Annotated in this window: 19 protein-coding genes; 8 read left to right on the forward strand and 11 right to left on the reverse strand. The window is 67.6% G+C overall.

The features are described from left to right. Positions 1–107: 107 nt before the first annotated feature. The 4 genes from AC3WON_RS19185 to AC3WON_RS19200 form a co-directional block, all read right to left on the reverse strand. A complete protein-coding gene (locus AC3WON_RS19185) occupies positions 108–413 on the reverse strand; it encodes a YbeD family protein (protein WP_492318906.1) in 306 nt (101 codons plus the stop codon). A gap of 61 nt (positions 414–474) precedes the next feature. Beyond that, a complete protein-coding gene (locus AC3WON_RS19190; RefSeq protein ID WP_010814861.1) occupies positions 475–1,674 on the reverse strand; it encodes a D-alanyl-D-alanine carboxypeptidase family protein in 1,200 nt (399 codons plus the stop codon). A gap of 62 nt (positions 1,675–1,736) precedes the next feature. Next, on the reverse strand, positions 1,737–2,378 hold the full coding sequence (locus AC3WON_RS19195) for an alpha/beta hydrolase (protein ID WP_492318904.1): 642 nt from the start codon (positions 2,376–2,378) through the stop codon (positions 1,737–1,739). Between the two features lie 148 nt (positions 2,379–2,526). Further along, positions 2,527–2,847 carry a (2Fe-2S) ferredoxin domain-containing protein gene (locus AC3WON_RS19200; RefSeq protein ID WP_010814863.1) on the reverse strand — a complete coding sequence of 107 codons (321 nt, stop codon included), beginning with the start codon at positions 2,845–2,847 and terminating at the stop codon, positions 2,527–2,529. Positions 2,848–3,240: 393 nt separating this feature from the next. Here AC3WON_RS19200 and AC3WON_RS19205 point away from each other — a divergent pair, with 393 nt between their 5' ends. The 8 genes from AC3WON_RS19205 to AC3WON_RS19240 all read left to right on the forward strand — a co-directional run bounded on the left by AC3WON_RS19205 (position 3,241) and on the right by AC3WON_RS19240 (position 13,228). Continuing rightward, on the forward strand, positions 3,241–4,539 hold the full coding sequence (locus AC3WON_RS19205) for a dicarboxylate/amino acid:cation symporter (protein WP_492352499.1): 1,299 nt from the start codon (positions 3,241–3,243) through the stop codon (positions 4,537–4,539). Between the two features lie 82 nt (positions 4,540–4,621). Beyond that, positions 4,622–6,619, forward strand: coding sequence for a sensor histidine kinase (locus AC3WON_RS19210; RefSeq protein ID WP_492352500.1), 1,998 nt, complete (start codon positions 4,622–4,624; stop codon positions 6,617–6,619). A gap of 8 nt (positions 6,620–6,627) precedes the next feature. Next, on the forward strand, positions 6,628–7,953 hold the full coding sequence (locus tag AC3WON_RS19215; RefSeq protein ID WP_492352501.1) for a sigma-54-dependent transcriptional regulator: 1,326 nt from the start codon (positions 6,628–6,630) through the stop codon (positions 7,951–7,953). Positions 7,954–8,192: 239 nt separating this feature from the next. Next, on the forward strand, positions 8,193–9,320 hold the full coding sequence (locus AC3WON_RS19220) for an NAD(P)/FAD-dependent oxidoreductase (RefSeq protein ID WP_492352502.1): 1,128 nt from the start codon (positions 8,193–8,195) through the stop codon (positions 9,318–9,320). Between the two features lie 171 nt (positions 9,321–9,491). Further along, positions 9,492–10,190, forward strand: a complete 699-nt coding sequence (gene creB / locus AC3WON_RS19225; protein ID WP_492318899.1) for a two-component system response regulator CreB — start codon at positions 9,492–9,494, stop codon at positions 10,188–10,190. A 9-nt stretch (positions 10,191–10,199) separates the two neighbouring features. After that, positions 10,200–11,636 carry a two-component system sensor histidine kinase CreC gene (creC, locus tag AC3WON_RS19230; protein WP_492352503.1) on the forward strand — a complete coding sequence of 479 codons (1,437 nt, stop codon included), beginning with the start codon at positions 10,200–10,202 and terminating at the stop codon, positions 11,634–11,636. 126 nt (positions 11,637–11,762) lie between these two features. Continuing rightward, positions 11,763–12,740 (forward strand): NAD(P)H-dependent flavin oxidoreductase, encoded by a 978-nt coding sequence (locus AC3WON_RS19235; RefSeq protein ID WP_010814870.1) that lies wholly within the window; start codon positions 11,763–11,765, stop codon positions 12,738–12,740. A 119-nt stretch (positions 12,741–12,859) separates the two neighbouring features. After that, entirely contained in the window at positions 12,860–13,228 is a 369-nt protein-coding gene (locus tag AC3WON_RS19240) for a YbaN family protein (RefSeq protein ID WP_492319065.1), read from the forward strand. A 140-nt stretch (positions 13,229–13,368) separates the two neighbouring features. Here the strand turns inward: AC3WON_RS19240 and AC3WON_RS19245 are convergent, their stop codons facing one another. The 7 genes from AC3WON_RS19245 to AC3WON_RS19275 all read right to left on the reverse strand — a co-directional run bounded on the left by AC3WON_RS19245 (position 13,369) and on the right by AC3WON_RS19275 (position 22,016). Further along, positions 13,369–14,619 (reverse strand): phenylacetate--CoA ligase family protein, encoded by a 1,251-nt coding sequence (locus tag AC3WON_RS19245; protein ID WP_010814872.1) that lies wholly within the window; start codon positions 14,617–14,619, stop codon positions 13,369–13,371. Positions 14,620–14,705: 86 nt separating this feature from the next. Continuing rightward, positions 14,706–15,524 (reverse strand): ABC transporter ATP-binding protein, encoded by an 819-nt coding sequence (locus AC3WON_RS19250; RefSeq protein ID WP_010814873.1) that lies wholly within the window; start codon positions 15,522–15,524, stop codon positions 14,706–14,708. A 100-nt stretch (positions 15,525–15,624) separates the two neighbouring features. After that, positions 15,625–16,962, reverse strand: coding sequence for an ABC transporter substrate-binding protein (locus AC3WON_RS19255; protein ID WP_492318897.1), 1,338 nt, complete (start codon positions 16,960–16,962; stop codon positions 15,625–15,627). A 91-nt stretch (positions 16,963–17,053) separates the two neighbouring features. Continuing rightward, positions 17,054–18,130, reverse strand: coding sequence for a branched-chain amino acid ABC transporter permease (locus AC3WON_RS19260; protein ID WP_492318896.1), 1,077 nt, complete (start codon positions 18,128–18,130; stop codon positions 17,054–17,056). A 24-nt stretch (positions 18,131–18,154) separates the two neighbouring features. Continuing rightward, the gene (locus AC3WON_RS19265; protein WP_010814876.1) at positions 18,155–19,069 is read right to left on the reverse strand and encodes a branched-chain amino acid ABC transporter permease; all 915 of its coding nucleotides are present in this window, start codon (positions 19,067–19,069) and stop codon (positions 18,155–18,157) included. Between the two features lie 11 nt (positions 19,070–19,080). Then, a complete protein-coding gene (locus tag AC3WON_RS19270; RefSeq protein WP_492318895.1) occupies positions 19,081–20,043 on the reverse strand; it encodes an ABC transporter ATP-binding protein in 963 nt (320 codons plus the stop codon). A gap of 14 nt (positions 20,044–20,057) precedes the next feature. After that, positions 20,058–22,016, reverse strand: coding sequence for an AMP-dependent synthetase/ligase (locus tag AC3WON_RS19275; protein WP_492352504.1), 1,959 nt, complete (start codon positions 22,014–22,016; stop codon positions 20,058–20,060). Positions 22,017–22,158: the final 142 nt, after the last annotated feature.

The following is a 22,158-nucleotide window of genomic DNA, read 5'->3' on the forward strand; positions in this document are numbered from 1 at the left end:
CGGGAGCGTCAACGTAGTGGCGCGTGTCGGTATGCCAGCGCCTGCCCTCACCCCCGGCCCCTCTCCCGCGCGCGGGAGAGGGGAGAAAACAATGCGGGAAAGCCGCCTTAGAGGACGACCTTCACCATCGGATGCGAAGTCAACGCCCGATACAAATCATCGAGCTGCTCGCGGCTGGTGACCCACACCGTCACGGTCAGGCCCAGGTAGTTGCCGCCGCTGGAGGGACGCATTTCCATCTTGCCGGCGTGGAAGTCGGGATCGAACTCCTGCACCAGCGTGACGATGGCCTCGGCAAAGCCGTCCTGCATCGCACCCATCACCTTGATGGGAAAGTGGCTGGGGTATTCGATCAGCGACTGCTCCGGCGGAATGTCGCCCGGCTTGTTGCTGCCTTGGTTGTCGGTTGTCATGTCGGATTCTCCGGCACGAAACCGGCGCGCCGCATGGCGCGCCGGCTTACGCGCATTCAGGTCACTTGCGCTTGAACCACAGGCGGATGGTGTCCCACAGGCGGCCGAAGAAGCCGGCCTCGGGCACTTCTTCCAGCGCCACCACCGGGAACTCCGCCACCTTGTTGGTGCCGTCCATCAGCTTGACCATGCCCACCTGCTGGCCTGCCGAGATCGGCGCGATCAGCAGTTCCTGGCGCTCCAGCACCGGCTTGAGGCGTCCGCCGGTGCCCTTGGGCACGGTGACGAAGGTCTCGTTCTGCACGCCGATCTTGACCGTGCCGCTCTTGCCCTTGTAGATGTCCGGCGTGGCCAGCACCTGGCCCTTGTCGTACAGGCGCAGCGTGTCGAAGAACTGGAAGCCGTAGTTGAGGATCTTCAGGCTTTCCTGGGTGCGCACCTGTTCGGTGGTGGTGCCGATCACGATCGAGATCAGGCGGCGCGAGCCGTCCGGGACGTTGGCCAGCGGCCGCTTGGCCGACGAGATCAGGCAGTAGCCGGCAGACTTGGTGTGGCCGGTCTTGACGCCGTCCACGGTCGGGTCGATGTACAGCAGGCGGTTGCGGTTGGGCTGCCTGATCTTGTTATAGGTGAACTCCTTCTGCGAGTACATGGCGTAGTACTCGGGGAAGTCCTTGATCAGGCGCGTGGTCAGCGTGGCCAGGTCGACCGCGGTGGTGTAGTGGTTCGGGTCGGGAATGCCGTCGGTGTTGGTGAAGTGGGTGTTCTTCATGCCCATGCGCTGGGCCTCGCGGTTCATCATCGCGACGAAGCCCTCTTCCGAGCCACCTACGGCTTCGGCCAGCGCCAGCGCGGCGTCGTTGCCCGACTGCACGATCAGGCCCAGCAGCAGGTCCTGCACGGTGACCGGCTTGTTGGGCTCGATGAACATGCGCGACTCGTCGCTTTTGACCTTGAGCACCACGCTGGTCGGCACCACCGCCTGGTCCAGCGTCAGGCGCTTTTCCTTGAGTGCCTCGAACGCCAGGTAGGCGGTCATCAGCTTGGTCAGCGAGGCCGGCTCGATGCGCGCGTCGGCATTCTGCGACGCCAGGGCCTGGCCGCTGGTCACGTCATACAGCATCCACGACTTGGCTGCGACTTGCGGCATCGGCACACCCTGCGCCAGGACGGCGGCAGGCGCGGCCGCCAGCACGATGGCGGCGGCAATGGCAGCGGGAGCAAAAGCGGACGAAAGGCGTGTCGTGGCTCTATTCAGCATGTTTCTGTTTTCCGACAGTAAGAAGGTGGCGCGGGGATGGTCCGGGTGGCGGCGTGCCGGCCTCACCGGTCCCACGCATTGACGACGAGCTGCTTGATCAGATGCAGCTTGCGGTGAAAGAAATGGTCGGCGCCGGGGATCACGATCACCGGCAGCTCCTGCGGGCGGGCCCAGTCGAACACGCTGGCCAGCGGCACGGTGTCGTCCTGTTCGCCATGGATCACGATGGTGTCGGCCGGCACCTCGGCCACCTGCCAGCGGCTGGCGGCGGTGCCCACCAGCACCAGGCGCTGCGCGGGCGTGCCGGCCTCGGCCAGGCGGCGCGCCACGTGGGTGGTGACGAAGCTGCCGAACGAGAACCCGCCCATGGCCAGCGGCAGCGTTGCGGCCTGTGCCGACCACGCGCTCTGCTGGCGCATCCAGGCCACCACGGCCAGCAGGTCGTCCTGCTCGGCGATGCCGTTGTCATGCTCGCCGGCGCTGCCGCCGACGCCGCGGAAGTTGGGGCGCACCGTGGCATAGCCCAGTTGCACGAAGCTGCGCGCCAGCGTCTGCGCGACCTTGTTGTCCTTGGTGCCGCCGAACAGCGGATGCGGATGCGCTACCAGCGCCAGGCCGCGCGGCTCACCTTGCGGCAGGTCTACCGAGAGATCGATCGCACCGGCGGGACCGGCGATGGAAAGTACCTGGGTATGCGCGTTCATGATGGCGGTCAGGATGGCGGTGAAGCCAGCGCCCGGCGGGAAGCCCGGGCAAAAATGAAAAAACCGTCCGGCTGGCGGGCGGCGGGGCAATACAGCAAAGCGGCAAAACAGGGAAGCAACAAGCCGGCATGCGCCGGCTTCGGTTGGTTCAGCGGTCCACCATCAGCCGTTCGACAGGCTTGCCCTTCATCAGGTGGCTGTCGATGATTTCATCGATGTCGTGCTCGTCGACAAAGGTGTACCAGATGGCCTCGGGGTAGACCACCAGCACCGGGCCGAGTTCACAACGGTTCAGGCAGCCTGCCTTGTTGATGCGCACCCGGCCTTCGCCGCCGGCGATGCCCAGTTCCTTGCAACGCTTCTTGGCGTACTCCTGCATCGCCTGGGCGTTGTGGTTGGCGCAGCAGTTCTCGCCGGCCTCGCGCTGGTTCAGGCAGAAGAAGACGTGGTGCTGGTAGTAGCTGCTCATGCGTACGGTGTGAGAAGGCGGCCCCGGACGGCGGCACGGCCCGGACGGCATTGAACGGAAGCTCGGAATTATACGGTGTCGCGGCGGCATGGCCGCGATGGCGGCGCCCTGGCACGGCGGCCGAAGTTGCCGCCGGCCCCCGTCGGGTGGCGCTTCGCGCACCTGCAATACATCCGGCATTCCGAAACCCCGGAGTCGCGCCGTCCGGATTTCCGGAATCCCGGAGGTCGCGCGCCCCTGCCTGGCCGGCGTTTCCTTGTGAATCAACCAGTTAGCAATGCCGGTTTGACTGGCACGGCGGTTGCGAATTCCCGTCCCTGAACGCGCCGCAACCGTGACGGCGCGCGGCCCGCGCGATAGCGCCCGGGTACGGTCAACACCGAGGACGACATCATGAGAAAACCCTTCTACAAGATCCTGTACGTGCAGGTCCTGTTCGCCATCTGCGTCGGCATCCTGCTCGGCCACTACTGGCCCGACACCGGCGTGGCCATGAAGCCGCTCGGCGATGGCTTTATCAAGCTGATCAAGATGATCATCGGCCCGATCATCTTCTGCACCGTGGTGACCGGCATCGCCGGCATGAGCGACATGAAGAAGGTCGGCCGCGTCGGCGGCAAGGCGCTGCTGTACTTCGAGGTGGTGTCGACCTTCGCATTGCTGATCGGGCTGGGCGCCGCGCACCTGCTCAAGCCGGGCGTGGGCTTCAACATCGCCCCGGCCACGCTGGACACCAAGGCGATCGCCCAGTACGTGTCCAAGGCGCACGGCCAGAGCACGGTCGAGTTCCTGATGCACATCATCCCGGACACGGTCTTCAGCGCCTTCGCCAACGGCGACATCCTGCAGATCCTGCTGGTGTCGCTGTTCTTCGGCGCCGCGCTGGCCGTGCTCGGCGAGCGCGCGCGCATCGTGGTGCAGCTGATCGAGCAGGTCTCCAAGGTGTTCTTCCACATCGTCCACGTGATCACCAAGGTGGCCCCGATCGGCGCCTTCGGCGCGATGGCGTTCACCATCGGCAAGTACGGCCTGGGCTCGCTGGTGCCGCTGCTCAAGCTGATCGGCACCTTCTACTTCACCGCCATCATCTTCGTGCTGGTGGTGCTGGGCACGATCGCACGCATGACCGGCTTCAGCATCGTGCGCTTTATCTCGTACATCAAGGAAGAGCTGCTGATCGTGCTGGGCACCAGCTCGTCGGAAGCGGCGCTGCCGCACATGATGGAGAAGCTGGAAAAGCTCGGCTGCTCGCGCTCGGTGGTGGGACTGGTGGTGCCCACCGGCTATTCGTTCAACCTGGATGGCACCAACATCTACATGACGATGGCGGTGATCTTCATCGCGCAGGCCACCGGCATCGAACTGACGCTGATGCAGCAGCTGACCATCCTGGCGGTGGCGATGATCACCTCCAAGGGCGCCAGCGGCGTGACCGGCTCGGGCTTCATCACGCTGGCCGCGACGCTGGCGGTGGTGCCGACCATCCCGGTGGCGGGCATGGTGCTGATCCTCGGCATCGACCGCTTCATGAGCGAGTGCCGCGCGCTGACCAACATCATCGGCAACGGCGTGGCCACGGTGGTGGTCTCTGCGTGGGAGCGCGAGCTTGACCGCAAGCGCCTGGCCAGCGTGCTGAACGGCGGCAGCGGCGATGTGGCGGATCTTGCCGACGTGGGCCAGGGCGTCCGCTGAGGGCGCCACCACCGCTGCGCGGACGGCTGCCCCGGCCGCCCGCCAGCAGGTATCATCGGCGCGACAGCCCCCGCGCGCGCCGATGACCCACTCAGACGATTTTCTCGCCGTGCATGACCCCGCCGCCACCCGTCCGGCCCACGCGCCGGACGCCGGCAGCGGGCGGTGGTGGGGCTTTGCCGTGGCGCTGGCCGCCGGTCTCCTGCTGCTGTGCGTGCTGACCTGGCTGGTCTCGGTCCAGCGCGGCCTGGCCAGCCTGCAGCAAAGCACGGCCACGCGCGCCGACCGCTACGCCGCCACGCTGGAAAGCACCCTCGACCGCTACGAATTCCTGCCCGCGCTGGTCTCGCTGCACCCCTTCGTGCGCGGGCTGCTGGACTCCCCCAACGACCCGCAACGCGTGGCCGCCGCCAACCAGTACCTGGCGGAGGTCAACCGCCGCGCGCATGCCTCGGCCACTTATGTGATCGCCGCCAACGGCATTGCGCTGGCGGCCAGCAACCACGGCCAGCCCGGCAGCTTTGTCGGCACCGACTACCGCTTCCGCCCCTACTTCCAGACCGCCGCGGGCGGCAAGATGGGGCGCTTCTATGCCATCGGCATCACCAGCGACGAGCCCGGCTACTACCTCGCGCAGCCGGTCGAGTCCGGCGGCAAGGTCATCGGCGTGACCGTGGTCAAGCTCAACCTGGAGTGGTTCCAGCGCGCCGGCAGCGGCGCCGAGCCGCTGATGGTCAGTGACGACCATGGCGTGATCTTCCTGTCGTCGGTATCGGCCTGGCAGTACCGCACCCTGCGCCCGCTGCCGCCGGCGCTGCAGGCCGACATGGAAAAGACCCGCCAGTACCACGGCCGCGCGGTGACGCCGCTGCCGCTGGAGCCGCTGACCTCGCCGGTCACGCGCTGGCTGGCGGACACCACGCTGGCCGACGGCGCGCGGCTGGTGCGCGTGCGCGACGAATCGCCCGCCAGCAAGACCACCTTTGCCCCGGACGGCGCCGAACGCGCCGCCCGCTACCTGGAACTGGACCGCACGGTCGGCCCGGCTGGCTGGACCATGCAGGTGATGGCGCCGCTGGAGCCGGTGCTGGCCAATGCGCGCAACGCCACCGTGGCGGCGGCGCTGGCCTATGCCTGCATCTGCCTGCTGCTGGTCAACTGGCGCCAGCGCCGCCAGCGCGCGCGCGACATGCAGTACAGCCGCCGCCTGCTGGAGGCCGCCTACGACCAGCTGGAGCGCCGCGTCGAGGCCCGCACCGCCGACCTGATGGCGATCAATGAAAAGCTGGAAGACGAAGTGGCCGAGCGTACCCGTGCTGAAAGCGAGCTGCGCGCGGCCCAGGACGAACTGGTGCAGGCCAGCAAGCTGGCCGCGCTGGGGCAGATGGCGGCCGGCATCACGCATGAGCTGAACCAGCCGCTGGCGGCGCTGCGCACGTTCTCGGACAACACCCGCGTGCTGCTGGAGCGCGGCCAGCTGGCCGCGGCCGAAGGCAACCTGACCGCCATTGCCGACCTGACCGAGCGCATGGGCAAGATCACCGGCCAACTCAAGCTGTTCGCCGGCAAGGCGCGCCCGGTGCACCGGCCGGTCGCGCTGCGCGCGGCGGTCGATCACGTGCTGGCGCTGCTGGCACCGCGCCTTGGCGCGGTCACCGTCAACGTCACCGGCCTGGACGCCCTGCCCGGGCTGGCCGTGCGCGCCGACGAGCTGAAGCTGGAGCAAGTGCTGCTGAACCTGCTCGGCAATGCGCTCGATGCGATTGCCGCGGCCGCGCCGGCGCAGGGACAGATCGATCTCGACATGCAGGCAGAGGATCACGCCGTCACCATCGTCGTGCGCGACAACGGCACCGGCATCGCGCCGCAAGCGCTGCCGCGCCTGTTCGAACCCTTCTTCACCACCAAGGAAACCGGGCAGGGCCTGGGGCTGGGGCTGGCAATCTCGTCGTCGATCGTGCGCGAGTTCGGCGGCCAGCTGAGCGTGGCCAACCTGCCCGGCGGCGGCGCGCAGTTCACGCTGGTGCTGGCGCGCGCGCCCGCCATCGATCCGGCGCCATCGGTTTCCGCCTCTCAATGAGTATTGCCATGCAAGACGGTCTGCGTGTCCTGTTTGTCGAAGACGAGCCGCTGGTGCGCCAGGCCACCGCGCAGAGCCTGGAGCTGGCCGGCTTCGCGGTGCTGGCGCTGCCCTCAGCCGAGGCCGCGATCCCGCACCTGCACGGCGCCTTTGCCGGCGTGGTGGTGACCGACGTGCGCCTGCCCGGCGCCAGCGGGCTGGACCTGCTGCAGCACTGCCGCAACGCCGCGCCGGGCGTGCCGGTGATCCTGGTGACCGGCCACGGCGACATCACCATGGCCGTGCAGGCCATGCGCGAAGGCGCCTACGACTTCATCGAAAAACCCTTCGGCGCCGACCGCCTCACCGACACCGTGCGCCGCGCGCTGGAACGCCGCGCGCTGGAACTGGAAAACCAGGCGCTGCGCCGCGAACTGGCCGGCCCCGCGGCGGGCACGCGCATCATCGGCCGCTCGCCCGCGATCGGGCAGGTGCGCGCGCTGGTGGCCAATGTCGCGCCCACCGACGTGCCGGTGATGATCAACGGCGAGACCGGCACCGGCAAGGAACTGGTGGCGCGCAGCCTGCATGCGCTGTCCGGCCGCGCCGAAGGCCCGTTCATCGCGCTGAACTGCGGCGCGGTGCCCGAGGCCATCTTCGAGAGCGAGATGTTCGGCCACGAGGCCGGCGCCTTCACCGGTGCCGGCAAGCGCCGCATCGGCAAGCTCGAACATGCCTCGGGCGGCACGCTCTTCCTCGACGAGATCGAGAGCATGCCGCTGGCGCTGCAGGTCAAGCTGCTGCGGGTACTGCAGGAAGGCTCGCTGGAGCGGCTGGGTTCGAATGCCTCGGTGAAGATCGATGTGCGCATCGTCGCCGCGGCCAAGGGCGACATGGATGCGCTGGTGGCACAGGGCAGCTTCCGCGAGGACCTGTATTACCGGCTCAACGTGGTCACCATCGCGCTGCCGCCGCTGCGCGAGCGGCGCGAGGACATCGTGCCGCTGTTCGAGCATTTCTCGCTGGTGTCCGCGGTGCGCTACCAGCGGCCGGCGCCGCTCCTGTCCGAGGCGCAACGCCAGGCACTGGCCCAGCGTCCGTGGCCGGGCAATGTGCGCGAGCTGCGCAATGCGGCGGATCGGATGGTGCTGGGCGTGCCGGAGGGCGGGCAGGCAGGTGCGCAGGCCGCGGGCCCCGATGAAACCGCGCCGCTGCGAGAGCGGATGGAGCACTTCGAGCGCGCGGTGATTGCGGATGCACTGGCACGCACCGGCGGCGCGGTCAGCCAGGCGGCGGACTTGCTGCAAGTCGGCAAGGCCACGCTCTATGACAAGATCAAGCGCTACGGGCTGTGATGTCATGCTGCCTTCATTGCGCTGCCATGCCGCCGTCACATTGGCGGCCTATTCTTCGATGGCGGCTGCGGCATTGGCAGGTGCCCGCCGTGTGTATCAATCTTCGTGGTAATTGACGGCCCCGCGTATGCGGGGCGTTTTTTTGGGGTTGTTCACCCCGCCCCGCCACTTCACACTCGCCACACATTCCCCTCACCCCCGCTGGCCAGACTGGAGCCCTGCCATCTCCGGGAACTGCCATGCCCTCTTTCGACTACGACATCGTCATCGCCGGCGCCAGCTTTGCCGGCGCCGCCTGCGCCCTGGCCGCGGCGCGCGCCGGCCTGCGCGTGCTGGTGCTGGAACGCAAGACCGATCCGGGCGACAAGCTCCACACCACCGGCATCCTGGTCAAGGAAGCCATCGAACAGACCTGGCTGGGCCGCGCACCGGCCGATTGCGTGCACCGCGTGGAGCAGGTGCGGCTGTACTCGCCCAGGCTGCGCAGCATCGACCTGAGCGCGCCCGGCTATTACTTCCACACCACCGATACGCCGCGGCTGATGCGCTGGCTGGCCGCCGAACTGGTGCGTCACCGGGTCGAACTGCGCCTGGGCCAGGCGTTCGTGGGCGCGGTGCCGCGCAACGGCGGCTGGCATGTGACCGGCGTGGGCAATACGCGCTATCTGGTCGGCGCGGATGGCGCGAAGTCGCGCGTGGCCCAGTGTGCCGGGCTGGGGCGCGTGCACAGCTTCCTGTATGGCGTGGAGTACGAGTTCCCGGGACTGGCGCTGCCCGAGCCGGGCGCGTTGCACTGCTTCATCACCCGGCGCTTCGCGCCCGGCTATATCGGCTGGATCGCGCAGAACCCCACCGGCGTGCAGGCCGGCCTGGCGCTGCGCTACCTGCCGCGGCACGGCCGCGCGCCGGACCTGGACGGGCTGCTGGCGCATGTGCGCGAGCGCGCCGGGCTGCCGCAGCTGGCGCAGCCTGCGGCGACGCGCGCGGGGCTGATCCCTTGCGGCGGCCCGGCCTTCCCGCTGGCGCGCGACGGCGTGATCCTGACCGGGGATGCCGCCGGCATCGTGTCGCCGGTCACCGCAGGCGGCATCCACTATGCCTTTGCCCATGGCGAGTCGGTCGGCCAGGCCGTGGCCGCGCACCTGCTGCGCGGCGGCCCGGCCCCGGAGGCCGTCGCCACCGCCAGTGCGCCGTGCTTTCGCGCCAAGCGTGCGCTGCGCTGGATGTTCGACCGCTTCCAGTGCGACTGGCCCTTCGACCTGATGCTGTATTCGCCGCCGCTGCGCTGGGCGGCGGAGCAGATCTATTTCCACAAGCGCCGAGGCGAGGATCCCGCGCCGCCGCCGCGCGCAGCCACCAGCGCCTGACCGGCTGGTCCACTGAATCACTGAAATGGGAGGCGAAGGACATGTCATGCGGGATGCAGCGCTAGACGCAAAGCGCAGCAATAGCACGGCTATTGCGAGCATTTGCAACGACGCGATGCGCCCGCATGACATGGCAGGCGCCGACCGATTTCAGTGATTCAGTGGACTAAAATGCCGGGCATGGAACAACCGCGGATCCTGGTGGTGGAAGACGAGCAGGCCATCGCCGACACCATCCTCTATGCCTTGCGCACCGACGGCATGCTGGCCGAGCACTGCACGCTCGGCGGCGCCGCGCTCGAGCGCATGCGCGCCGACCCGGCCGACCTGGTGATCCTGGACGTGGGCCTGCCGGATCTGAGCGGCTTCGAGGTCTGCCGCACGCTGCGCACCTTCTGCGATGTGCCGGTGGTCTTCCTGACCGCGCGCCATGAAGAGATCGACCGCATCGTCGGGCTGGAGATCGGCGCCGACGACTACGTGGTCAAGCCCTTCTCGCCGCGCGAGCTGGCCGCGCGCGTGCGCGCCATCCTGCGCCGGGCGCGCGGCGGCGGTGCAGCGGCGGCGAAGGGCGACGAGGTCGCCGGTTTCACGCACGACAAGGACGGCGCGCGCCTGGCCTACCGCGGCCGCTGGCTGGAACTGACCCGCTACGAGTACCTGCTGCTGGCCTGGCTGGTGACACATCCGGGCCGCATCTACTCGCGCGCGCAGCTGATGGAGTGCGTCTGGGAAGATGCACTCGACACCAGCGACCGCACCGTCGACACCCATATCAAGACCCTGCGCGCCAAGCTGCGGGAAGCTTCCGCCGACGGCGCCGAGCGCATCCGCACCCATCGCGGCATGGGCTATTCGCTGGAACCCTGAGCGCACGCCATGCATATCGGCCTGCGCATCTTCTTCGGCTTCTTCCTGATCGTGGGACTGGCCACGGTGCTGACGCTGCGCGTGTTCGTGCAGGAGGTCAAGCCCGGCGTGCGCCAGGCCATGGAAGACACGCTGATCGACACCGCACACGTGCTCGCGGCGCTTGCCGGCGACGACATGAAGGCCGGCCGCATCGCCGACGGCGAATTCGCGCGGCACATGGCGGCGCTGCGCGATGTGCCGGTGAATGCCGATGTGTCGGGCCTGCACAAGGACAGCATCGGCTACCGCGTCTACGTGACCGATGCCAACGGCATCGTGCGCTTTGACTCCACCGGTACTGACGTGGGCCGCGACTATTCGCGCTGGAACGATGTCTACCTGACGCTGCGCGGCAAGTACGGCGCACGCAGCACGCGCACCGACCCCGACGACGAGGCCAGCACCGTGATGCACGTGGCCGCGCCAATACGCGACGCGGACGGCGAGCGCATCATCGGCGTGCTGACCGTGGCCAAGCCCAATGCGGCGATGGCGCCGTTTATCGAGCGCAGCCAGCGCAAGATCCTGCTCTACGGCGGCCTGCTGATCGGCGCTGCCTGCGTGATCGGGCTGGCCTGCACGCTGTGGCTGGCGCATGGACTGAGCCGGCTGCGCGGGTATGCGCGCGCGGTGGCGGCCGGCGAGCGCGCCGAGATGCCGCTGCGCGGCGGCAGCGAGCTGGCCGAGTTGGGCCGCGCGGTGCAGGGCATGCGCGAGCGGCTGGAAGACAAGCAGTATGTCGAGCACTACATCCACACGCTGACCCATGAGATGAAGAGCCCGCTGGCCGCGATCGGCGGCGCCGCCGAGCTGCTGCAGGAAGAGATGCCGGCGGCGGACCGCCAGCGCTTCATCGCCAATATCCGGGCCCAGTCGGGCCGGCTTGAAACCATGATCCGCAAGCTGCTGGCACTGGCCGATGTGGAGCAGCGCCAGCGCCTGGAAGTGCGCGAGCCGGTGCGGCTGGCCCCGCTGCTGGCGCAACTGGGCAGCGAACTGGAACCGCGCGCGCGCCAGCGCGGCGTGACGCTGCGGCTGGCCGCCGACGCCAGCCCGGACCTGGTTGCCGGCGATCCGTTCCTGCTGCGCCAGGCCATCGCCAACCTGCTGGAGAACGCCATCGACTTCGCCCCGCCGGACAGCGAAGTCACGGTGCGGCTGGAGCGCCGCGGCGGCGCGCTGGCCATCGCCGTCGCCGACCAGGGCCCGGGCATCCCCGACTACGCCCTGCCGCGCGTGTTCGAGCGCTTCTACTCGCTGCCGCGCCCGCACGGTGCGGACAAGAGCACCGGCCTGGGCCTGTGCTTTGCACGCGAGGTGGCAACGTTGCATGATGGCGATGTCACGCTGGCCAACCGCCCCGGCGGCGGCGCGCTGGCGGAACTGACCCTTCCGGCCGGGTAGTTCGACGAGGTGACCGGACCGGCATAGACTGGGGCTTCTAACGTGACCGCGCTGAAACTCCCTATAATCGAACGACCGTTCATTTAGGGCACCTGCAACGTGCCCGTCAGTAGTTCAGGAGACACCATGCCCGCCGCCAAGCAACTGCCCCAGGCCCTGCAGAACCTGGCCCTGCCCGTCATCGCCTCGCCCATGTTCATCGTCAGCTACCCGGAGCTGGTGCTGGCGCAGTGCAAGGCCGGCATCGTCGGCTCGTTCCCGGCGCTCAATGCGCGCCCGGCGGAGCTGCTCGACGAGTGGCTCACCCAGATCGAAGGCGAGCTGGCCACCTTCAAGGCCGCCAACCCGGGCGCGCAGGTGGGCCCGGTCGCGGTCAACCAGATCGTGCATACCTCGAACGCGCGGCTGGAACATGACGTAAAGGTGTGCGTGGACCACAAGGTGCCGATCTTCATCACCTCGCTGCGCGCACCGGTCAAGGAAATGATCGACGCGGTGCACAGCTATGGCGGCATCGTGCTGCACGACGTGATCAGCATGCGCCATGCCGAGAAGGCGATCGAGGCCGGCGTCGACGGCCTGATCCTGGTGGCGGCCGGCGCCGGCGGCCATGCCGGCATGCTGTCGCCGTTCGCGCTGGTGGGCGAGGTGCGCAAGATCTTCGACGGCCCGATCGCGCTGTCGGGCTCGATCGCCACCGGCGAGGCGGTGCTGGCCGCGCAGGCCATGGGCGCGGACTTTGCCTACGTCGGCACGCGCTTTATCGCCTCGCAGGAGGCCCACGCTGCCGAATCGTACAAGCAGTCGATCACCAGCTCGGCCGCCGCCGATATCATCTACACCAACCTGTTCACCGGCGTGCACGGCAATTACATCCGCGAAAGCATCAGCAACGTGGGGCTGGATCCGGACAACCTGCCGGTGGCCGACAAGAGCAAGATGGACTTCTCCAGCGGCGCCTCCAAGGCCAAGGCGTGGAAGGACGTCTGGGGCGCCGGCCAGGGCGTGGGCCAGATCCACGACATCCCCACCGCCGGCGAAATCGTCGCGCGCATGAAAGCGGAGTACGATGCCGCCAAGGCGCGCCTGGGTATCGCGCGCTAACCGAAGTTTTCACCGGGCCGCTATTGCGGCCCTTCATTCAACCATTGCCTGGTCCAAGCTCCACCACCCCGCCCGATTCCGACGCCACGCTGAGCCGCCGGCAGCAGGCGCTGCGCGCCATGTGGGTGGTGCTGGGCGCGGTCTTCCTGCTGCTGGGGGTGATCGGCATCTTCCTGCCGGTGCTGCCGACCACGCCATTCGTGCTGCTGGCCGCGGCATGCTTCGCGCGGGGGTCCCGGCGCTTCCATGAATGGCTGCTGGGACATCCGCGCTTCGGGCCGCTGGTCAGCGACTGGCAGCGCCATCGCAGCATTCCCTTCCGGGCCAAGTGCCTGGCGTTGTCGATGATGTGGGCGTCGATGGGGACGACCGCGTGGATGCTGCGCGCGCGGCCGATTGCCTCCGCGGCGTTGCTGGCTTGCGCGGTGGGGGTGAGTGTCTGGATGGTCAGGCTGCCGACGCGGCCGGTGGAGGAGGGAAAGTCTTGAGGATGCGGGCGTATTGAAGCGCGTCACTCCGTCGACGCACCGGCCCTCTCCCCGGCCGGCCCTTCTCCCGCCTGCGGGAGAGGGGCCGGGGGAGAGGGCCAGCGTATCAACGAAATCGATCCTGCCAGCCGCCACCCAACTCAATCGTAGCTGCGCGCATCCTCGATCAGCTTCCCATCCTGCGGCAACGACCCCGCCGCAACGAAAGCCACTTCACCGCGCAGCCGCATCACTTCGCGCAGCGATTCCGCCACCGCACGCTGCAAGTCACCATCCTCGCGCGTGGCCTCGCAGCGCAGCGTCATCACGTCCGCGCCTGGGTCGCCAGTCACCACCAGCCGCGCCGCGCGGATCTCCGGATGCCGCCGCAGCACGTCTGCCACCTGCCCGGGATGCACGAACATGCCCTTGACCTTGGTGGCCTGGTCGGCACGGCCCAGCCAGCCCTTGAGCCGGATATTGGTGCGCCCGCACGGGCTGGGCCGCTGCGACGACTCCGCCACGATGGCCGACAGGTCGCCGGTGCCGAAGCGGATCAGCGGGTAGTCGCCGTTGCCCAGCACCGTCACCACCACCTCGCCGGTCTCGCCCTCGGGCATCGGCCGGGAACCGCCAGGCTCGACGATCTCCACCAGCACGCCCTCGTCCACCACCCAGCCATCGCCGCCCTCGGTCTCATAGGCAATCAGGCCGACATCCGCGGTGCCATACATCTGCTGCACGCGCACGCCGCGCGCCTGGAACCAGGCCCGCAGCGACGGCGGCAGCGCCTCGCCCGAGACCAGCGCCTTGGCCAGGCTGGTGCAGGGCGTGCCCAGCTCGTCGCCGCGCTCCAGCAGCAGCTTCAGGAACGACGGCGTGCCGGCGTAGGCCGTCGGCTGCAGGCTGGCCAGCGCCTGCACCTGCGAATCGGTCTGGCCGACGCCGGCCGGGAACACGCAGCAGCCCAGCCGGTGCGCGCCGGTCTCCATCATCATGCCGGCCGGGGTGAAGTGGTAGGAGAAGGTGTTGTAGACCAGCTCGCCGGCGCGGAAGCCCGCCGCATGCATGGCGCGGGCCACGCGCCACCAGTCGGCGTCATGGCCGTCGGGTTCATGGATCGGGCCGGGCGACTGGAACACATGGCGCAGCTTGCCCAGCGGCGTGGCGTTGAGCCCGCCCAGCGGCGGCAGCGCGCGCTGGCGCGCGGTCAGGTCCGACTTGCGCGTGACCGGCAGCGCCGCCAGCGCCGCGCGCGAGCTCAGCAGCCGCGGGTCGACGCCGCCCAGCATCTCGGCAAAGTAAGGCGCGTTGTCGCGCGCATGGGCCACCTGGCGTGCCAGGGCGGCAAGGAGCGCCTGCTCGCGGACTTCCGGCGCGCGGGTTTCGAGCGAATCGAAGTGTTCTGGCATGGTGCTGTGCGTCAGGGAATGGGATGCGGCATGCCGCCGCGCCGCTGGGCGCGTGGTGGCAATGCCGGATGAAATCGGTCGGGTGCCTACGCCAGCCAGCGCTTGCGGCGCCGGTAGCTCTTCACATCGCGGAACGACTTGCGCCCGGCACCGTCGTCCGCATCGTTGGCGGCCACGCCCAGGTAGAACTCCTTGACGTCCTCGTTGGTGCGCAGCGACTCGGCGTCGCCGTCCATCACCACGCGGCCGTTTTCCAGGATGTAGCCGTAGTCGGCATAGCGCAGCGCCACCATGGTGTTCTGCTCGGCCAGCAGGAAGCTGACGTTCTCGCGCGAATTCAGGCCGCGCACGATCTCGAAGATCTCCTCGACGATCTGCGGCGCCAGCCCCATCGAAGGCTCGTCCAGCAGGATCATCGCGGGCTTGGCCATCATGGCCCGGCCGATCGCGCACATCTGCTGCTCGCCGCCGGAGGTGTAGCCGGCCTGCGACTTGCGGCGCGTCTTCAGCCGCGGGAAGTACTCGTAGATCTTTTCCAGCTCGTCGCGCGTCTGGCCGCGCGACAGGCCGCGCGTGTAGGCGCCGGTGAGCAGGTTCTCCTCGATGGTCAGGTGCGCGAAGCAGTGGCGCCCTTCCATCACCTGGATCACGCCGCGGCGCACCAGGTCGTTGGGCGTGAGCTGGTCGACGCGGTCGCCGCGATATTCGATCGAGCCCTTGGTGACATCGCCGCGCTCGGCCTGCAGCAGGTTGGAGATGGCCTTGAGCGTGGTGGTCTTGCCCGCGCCGTTGGCGCCGAGCAGCGCCACGATCTTGCCCTCCGGCACTTCGAGCGAGACGCCCTTGAGCACCAGGATCACGTGATCGTAGATGACTTCGATATTGTTGACGGACAGAAGGCTCATGGTGCGGCTCGTGTTGGTGTTGCGGTTTCCAGCTTGCCTGTTGGGTTCTCCCACTCCCGCAAGCGGGAGTGGGGAGAACCCAGTCGCGATTGGGGCGGCCTCAGGACTTCGAACAAGCCGGCGTAATCCCCTTCTCCTTCGCGTACTGCGCCGCCGTGGCCTTGAACAGCGGGTGGATCAGGCTCTTGTTGCCCTCGATCCAGTCCGACACCACCACCCACTTGGTGCCATCCCACTGCTGGATCTTCACCTTGCCGGAGCCCTCGTGGTTGTCGCAGCTGGTCTTGATTTCCGGCAGCAGGCCGGTCGCGCCCAGTTGCTGCAGGCGCGCGTTGGTCAGGTTCAGGTTCTCGAAGGCCCAGCGCATCTGCTCGCCGGTCATGGGCTTGCCCTTGCCGAACTTGGCCTGCGCCACGCGCACCGCTTCCACCGTCACCACCGCCGCCGACACGCCGCGGTTGTACAGCACCGAACCCACCTTGTTCTTGTCCTGCATATTGCCCTTGCCGCCACCGTAGACCACCTTCTCGATATCGGCGATCAGCGGCACGTTGCGGCCGGCCACGTTCCAGGTGGCGCTCATATAGCCCTTGGAGGCATCACCCGCCGGCACCGTGTCTTCTTCCGAGCCGGCCCACCACGAGCCGATCATCTTGTCGCGCGCAAAGCCGACCTTCTGCGCGGCCTTCAGCGCGGTCTGGTTCATGACGCCCCAGCCCCAGAAGATCACGTAGTCGGGGTTCTCCTGGCGGATCTTCAGCCACTGCGCGCCCTGCTCGTTGCCGGGGTGCGCCACCGGGATCTCCACCAGGTTGAACTTGCCCAGCTTGGCCTCGGCCTGCAGCGCCACGATCGGCTCCTTGCCATAGGCCGAGTCGTGGTACAGGTAGACGATCTTCTTGCCGGCCAGCGAGCCGCCGTTCTTCGAGGCCAGGTACTTGACGATGGCCGAGACCTGCATCTGGTACGTGGTCACCAGCGGGAACGCGTACGGGAACACCGAGCCATCCACCGCATCGGTGCGGCCGTAGCCCATCATCACCAGCGGCACCTTGTCGGCGGCGGTCTTGTCGACCAGCGCGTACGAGATGCCGGTGGACATGGCGTGGTAGGCCGTGCCCTTGGTGGTGGCGTTCTTGGACTTCAGGCGTTCATAGCACTCCACGCCCTTGGCGTTGTTGTACTCGGTCTCGCACTCTTCCCACGACAGCTTGACGCCATTGACCCCGCCTTCCTTCAGGTTGACGTAGTTGAGGTAGTCGATGAAGCCGCCATACCAGGACTGGCCGTTGGCGCCATACGGCCCCACGCGGTAGCTTGGCAGCGCCACGAACTGCTCGTTGGTCTGCGCCATGGCCGGCGCCGCCGGCGCCAGCAGTGCCGCCGCGGCGCTGACCACCAGGGCGGCGCGTTGCACATTGCGAATCAGGTTGGTCATGACAGTCTCCATCGCCCTCAAGGGAGCGTTTCGTTATGCGTAAGCTTCAGAACTTCACACAGGAACTGCGGTAATACAGGCACCCCTCCCGTCAATGAGGGAACGGCCACAGCCTCAGCTTCTCCTTGGCGATCTGCCACAGCCGGGCCAGCCCGTGCGGCTCCACGATCAGGAAGAAGATGATCAGCCCGCCGAACACCATCAGCTGGATGTGCGACACGGTGGCATTGGTGAATGGCAGGTGCAGCAGCGCGGCCAGCGGCGGCAGCACGTTGTCCAGGAAGATCGGCAGCAGCAGGATGAAGGCCGCGCCCAGGAACGAGCCCAGGATGCTGCCCACGCCGCCGATGATGATCATGAACAGCACGCGGAACGACAGGTCCAGCGAGAAGCCGTCCGGCTCGACCGAGCCCAGGTAGCAGAACGCATAGAGCGCGCCGGCCACGCCGCAGTAGAACGAGCTGACCGCGAACGCCAGCAGCTTGGTGCGCATCAGCGGGATGCCGATCACCTCGGCCGCCACGTCCATGTCGCGCACCGACATCCATGCGCGCCCGGTGGCCGAGCGCACCAGGTTCTTGGCCGCCAGCGCCAGCACCGTGACGATGGCCAGCACGAACAGGTACTTCTTCACCGGGGTGTCGATGGCGAAGCCGAACAGGTCCAGCCGCTGCGCCGTGATCACGCCCGACGAGCTGTTGTTGGAGAACCAGGGGAACTTGGTCAGCGCCCACACCACGAAGAACTGCGCCGCCAGCGTCGCCACCGCGAGGTAGAAGCCCTTGATGCGCAGCGACGGCAGGCCGAAGGCCACCCCCACCAATGCCGCGGAAAGGCCCGCCATCACGAATGTCAGCAGCACCGGCATGCCTTCCACGCGCAGCTGGAAGTTGTAGGCCGCGTAGGCACCCACCGCCATGAAGGCCGCGGTACCGAGCGACAGCTGGCCGGCATAGCCGGTCAGGATATTCAGCCCCAGCGCCGCCAGCGAGAAAATCAGGAACGGGATCAGGATGGCCGAGAACCAGTATTCCGACCCGACGAACGGGATCGCCACGAAGGCCACCGCCATCAGCACGGCAAAGCCGATGCGGTCCTGGCGGATGGGGAAGATCTGGCTGTCGGCGACGTAGCTGGTCTTGAACTGGCCGGCTTCACGATAAAACATGGCAAGTCTCCTGTGCGAAGTCGGTCAGACGCGATCGATGTGTTTCTCGCCGAACAGCCCTTCGGGCCGCACCAGCAGAAACAGCAAGGCAAACACATACGGGAACCAGCCTTCGATGCCGCCGAAGTTGCCCCCGAACATCGACTGGAACACCGGCGGGATATAGATCTCGGCCAGCTTCTCCGAGGCGCCGATGATCAGCCCGCCGACGATGGCGCCGGGCACCGAGGTGAAGCCGCCCAGGATCAGCACCGGCAGCGCCTTGAGCGCGGTCAGCGTGAGCGCGAACTGCACGCCATTGCGCGAGCCCCACAGCATGCCGGCCACCAGCGCGACGAAGCCCGCCACGCCCCACACGATCGCCCAGATGTTCTGCAGCGGGATGCCCAGCGACAGCGCTGCCTGGTGGTCGTCAGCGACCGCGCGCAGCGCGCGCCCGACCTTGGTGTACTGGAAGAACAGCGCCAGCGATCCGACCAGCAGGCCGGCAATGGCCGCCGCCGCAATATCGAACTTGGACAGCACGATGTTGAAGTTGGTCATGATCGACTCGATCGGCTCGTCGACGATGCCCAGGTTGATCGGGCGCACCTCATTGCCGAACAGCAGCGGCCCCAGGCCCTCGAGGAAGAACGACAGCCCGATGGTCGCCATGAACAGCGTGATCGGCGGCTGGTTGACCAGCTTGCGCAGCACGAAGCGCTCGGTGCTCATGCCGACCAGGATCATCACCACGAAGGCGCCGATCACCGCGGCCCACATCGGCAGGCCCTTGTCCATCAGCCCCACCACCGCCAGCGCGGCGAAGTACACCATCGCACCCTGCGCGAAGTTGAACACGCCCGAGGCCTTGTAGATCAGCACGAAACCCAGCGCCACCAGCGAGTACATCAGGCCAGAGAGCAAGCCGCCGATCAGGATTTCAAAGAAGAACGTCATGGTTCAGAGCCTCAGTGCGAAGTGCCCAGGTACGCCTTGATCACGTCAGGGTTGCCCTTGACCTCTTCCGGCGTGCCGTCGCCGATCTTCTTGCCGTAGTCGAGCACCACCACGCGGTCGGAGATATCCATCACCACGCCCATGTCGTGCTCGATCAGCACAATGGTGGTGCCGAACTGCCGGTTCACGTCCAGGATGAAGCGGCACATGTCCTGCTTCTCTTCGACGTTCATGCCGGCCATGGGCTCGTCCAGCAGCAGCATCGAGGGCTCGGCCGCGAGTGCGCGCGCCAGCTCGACGCGCTTCTGCAGGCCATACGGCAGGCGCCCCACCGGGGTCTTGCGGATCGACTGGATCTCGAGGAAGTCGATCACTTCCTCGACCTTCTGGCGATGGCGCATCTCCTCGTTGCGCGCCGGGCCCCACCACAGCGCGTGGGCGAAGAGCCCGGTGCGGAACTGCGTGTTGCGCCCGGTCATGATGTTGTCCAGCACCGTCATGCCCTTGAACAGCGCGATGTTCTGGAAGGTGCGCGCAATGCCCTGGCGCGCCGCGGCGGTCGGGTGCATCTGCTTGCGCTCCTCGCCGCGGAACACGATGCGTCCCTGCTGCGGGTGGTAGACGCCGTTGATCACGTTGAGCATGGAACTCTTGCCGGCGCCGTTGGGGCCGATGATGGCGCGCACCTCGTGCTCGCACACATCGAACGAGATATCGGTCAGCGCCTTGACCCCACCGAACGACAGCGAGATATGCTGCAGGTCCAGGATCACCTCGCCGCCGGTGCGCGCCTGCTCGCCGGTGCGCTGCGCGCGCTGCGCGCCGGGATGCGCACCGCTGTCATCCGCCAGACCCGCGGGAGACATCGGGCCTGCCGGGGCGATCGCGCCGCCGCTGCCCGTGCCGCTGGCATCCGTGCGTGCCGTCCCCGCCCATTCGCGCTGCCCCGCGCCTTGCCAGGCTACTTGTGTCATCTTGCTGCCCTCGCTCATGCCGCGCGCGCCGCCACAGGCAGGCGCTTCGCATTGACCAGCTTCAGCGTGGCCGACACGCTGCCCTCGCGTCCGTCTTCAAACTTGACGCGCGTCTCGATGAACTGCTCGGACTTGCCCGCATAGAGCGCGTCCACCAGCACGCCGTATTTGTCGGCGATAAAGCCGCGGCGCACCTTGCGCGTGCGCGTGAGCTCGTCGTCGTCCGGATCCAGTTCCTTGTGCAGGACCAGGAAGCGTGCCACCTGCGAACCGGCCAGCATCGGGTCGTTGGCCAGGTCGGCATTCACCTGGTTCACGCACTCGCCGATCATTTCCAGCACCTCGGGCTGCGCGGCCAGGTCGACATAGCCGGCATACGGCAGGTGGCGGCGCTCGGCCCAGTTGCCCACGGCCTCGAAGTCGATATTGATAAACGCGCAGACCTGGTCGCGGTCATTGCCGAAGGCCACCGCTTCCTTGATGTACGGGAAGAACTTGAGCTTGTTCTCGATGTACTTGGGCGCGAACATCGAGCCATCGGCCAGCTTGCCCACGTCCTTGGCGCGGTCGATGATCTTCAGGTGGCCGTCGGCGTCGATCACGCCGGCGTCGCCGGTCATGAAGTAGCCCTCGTCGTTGATGGCCTCGCGCGTGGCCTCGTCGCGCTTGTAGTAGGACTTGAGCAGGCCCACGCCGCGCACCAGCACCTCGCCGTTGTCGGCGATGCGGATTTCCATGCCGGGCGCGGCCGGGCCGACTGAATCGAACTTGACCTTGCCGTCCGGCTGCAGGCACACATAGGCGCAGGTCTCGGTCTGGCCGTAGAACTGCTTCAGGTTCACGCCGATCGAGCGGTAGAAGCGGAACAGGTCCGGGCCGATCGCCTCGCCCGCGGTATAGCCCACGCGGATGCGGCTCATGCCCAGCACATTGCGCAACGGGCCGTAGACCAGCGCTTCGCCCAGGGCGTAGCGCGCGCGGTCCGCGAGCGATACCGGCTTGCCGTCGAGGATATCGGTGCCGCAGCGCTTCGCCACGTCCATGGCCCAGTGGAACAGCTTGCGCTTGATCCAGCCGGCATCCTCCATGCGGATCATCACCTGCGTCAGCAGCCCTTCATAGATGCGCGGCGGCGCAAAGTAGTAGGTGGGGCCGATCTCGCGCAGGTCGGTCATCACCGTTTCGCGCGATTCCGGGCAGTTCACCGTGAAGCCCGCCACCATCGCCTGCGCGTACGAGAACAGGTTGTCGCCCACCCATGCCATCGGCAGGTAGGACAGCACGTCGTCGTCCGCGCTGAGCTTGTCAAAGGCGCAGCCGTTGCGCGCCGCGCCGATCAGGCCGTAGTGCGAATGGCATACGCCCTTGGGCTTGCCGGTGGTGCCGGAGGTATAGAGGATGATCGCGGTGTCGTCGGGCTGGCCGGCGGCAATGGCCTCGTCATAGAAGCCCGGGTGCGCCTGGTCGAACTCGCGGCCAAGTTCCTGTAGCTGTTCATAAGACATCAGCGACGGATGGTCGTAGTCCATCAGGCCGCGCGGGTCTTCAAAGATGACGTGGCGCACGGCGCGGCCGGACTCGGCCAGCTGCGCTTCCACTTCCAGCAGCTTGTCGACCTGCTCCTGGTCCTCGACGATGGCGAACTCGATCTCCGCATCGTTGAGCACGTAGACCATCTCGTTGGCGATGGCGTCCTGGTACAGCGGCACCGGCACGCCGCCCAGCGCCTGCGCCGCGGTCATGGCCCAGTACAGCCGCGGGCGGTTGTCGCCCACCACCGCCAGGTTCATGCCGCGCCTGAAACCGAGTGCGGCCAGCCCGCAAGCCAGTGCCCTCACCTGCTGCGCCGCCTGGGCCCAGCTGTATGTCTGCCAGATGCCGAGATCCTTCTCGCGGTGAGCCGGATGATCCGGCCGCTGCTGGGCGTGCGCCAGCAGCCATCGCGGGAAGGTCGTCGCCGACGATTCCTGCATCGCTGTCTCCTGTCCCTCCGGCGTGGGGATCCACGCCCGGTGTCAAGCGCCGGTCCGATCGTTATACTTGGCTTGCTTTGCCCGGCAGCAATTGCCGCCTGGCATCAAGCCCGGTGTGCCTTGCGTCAGGCCGCCGGGAAAG

This window comes from Cupriavidus sp. FW305-46 (assembly GCF_058787075.1).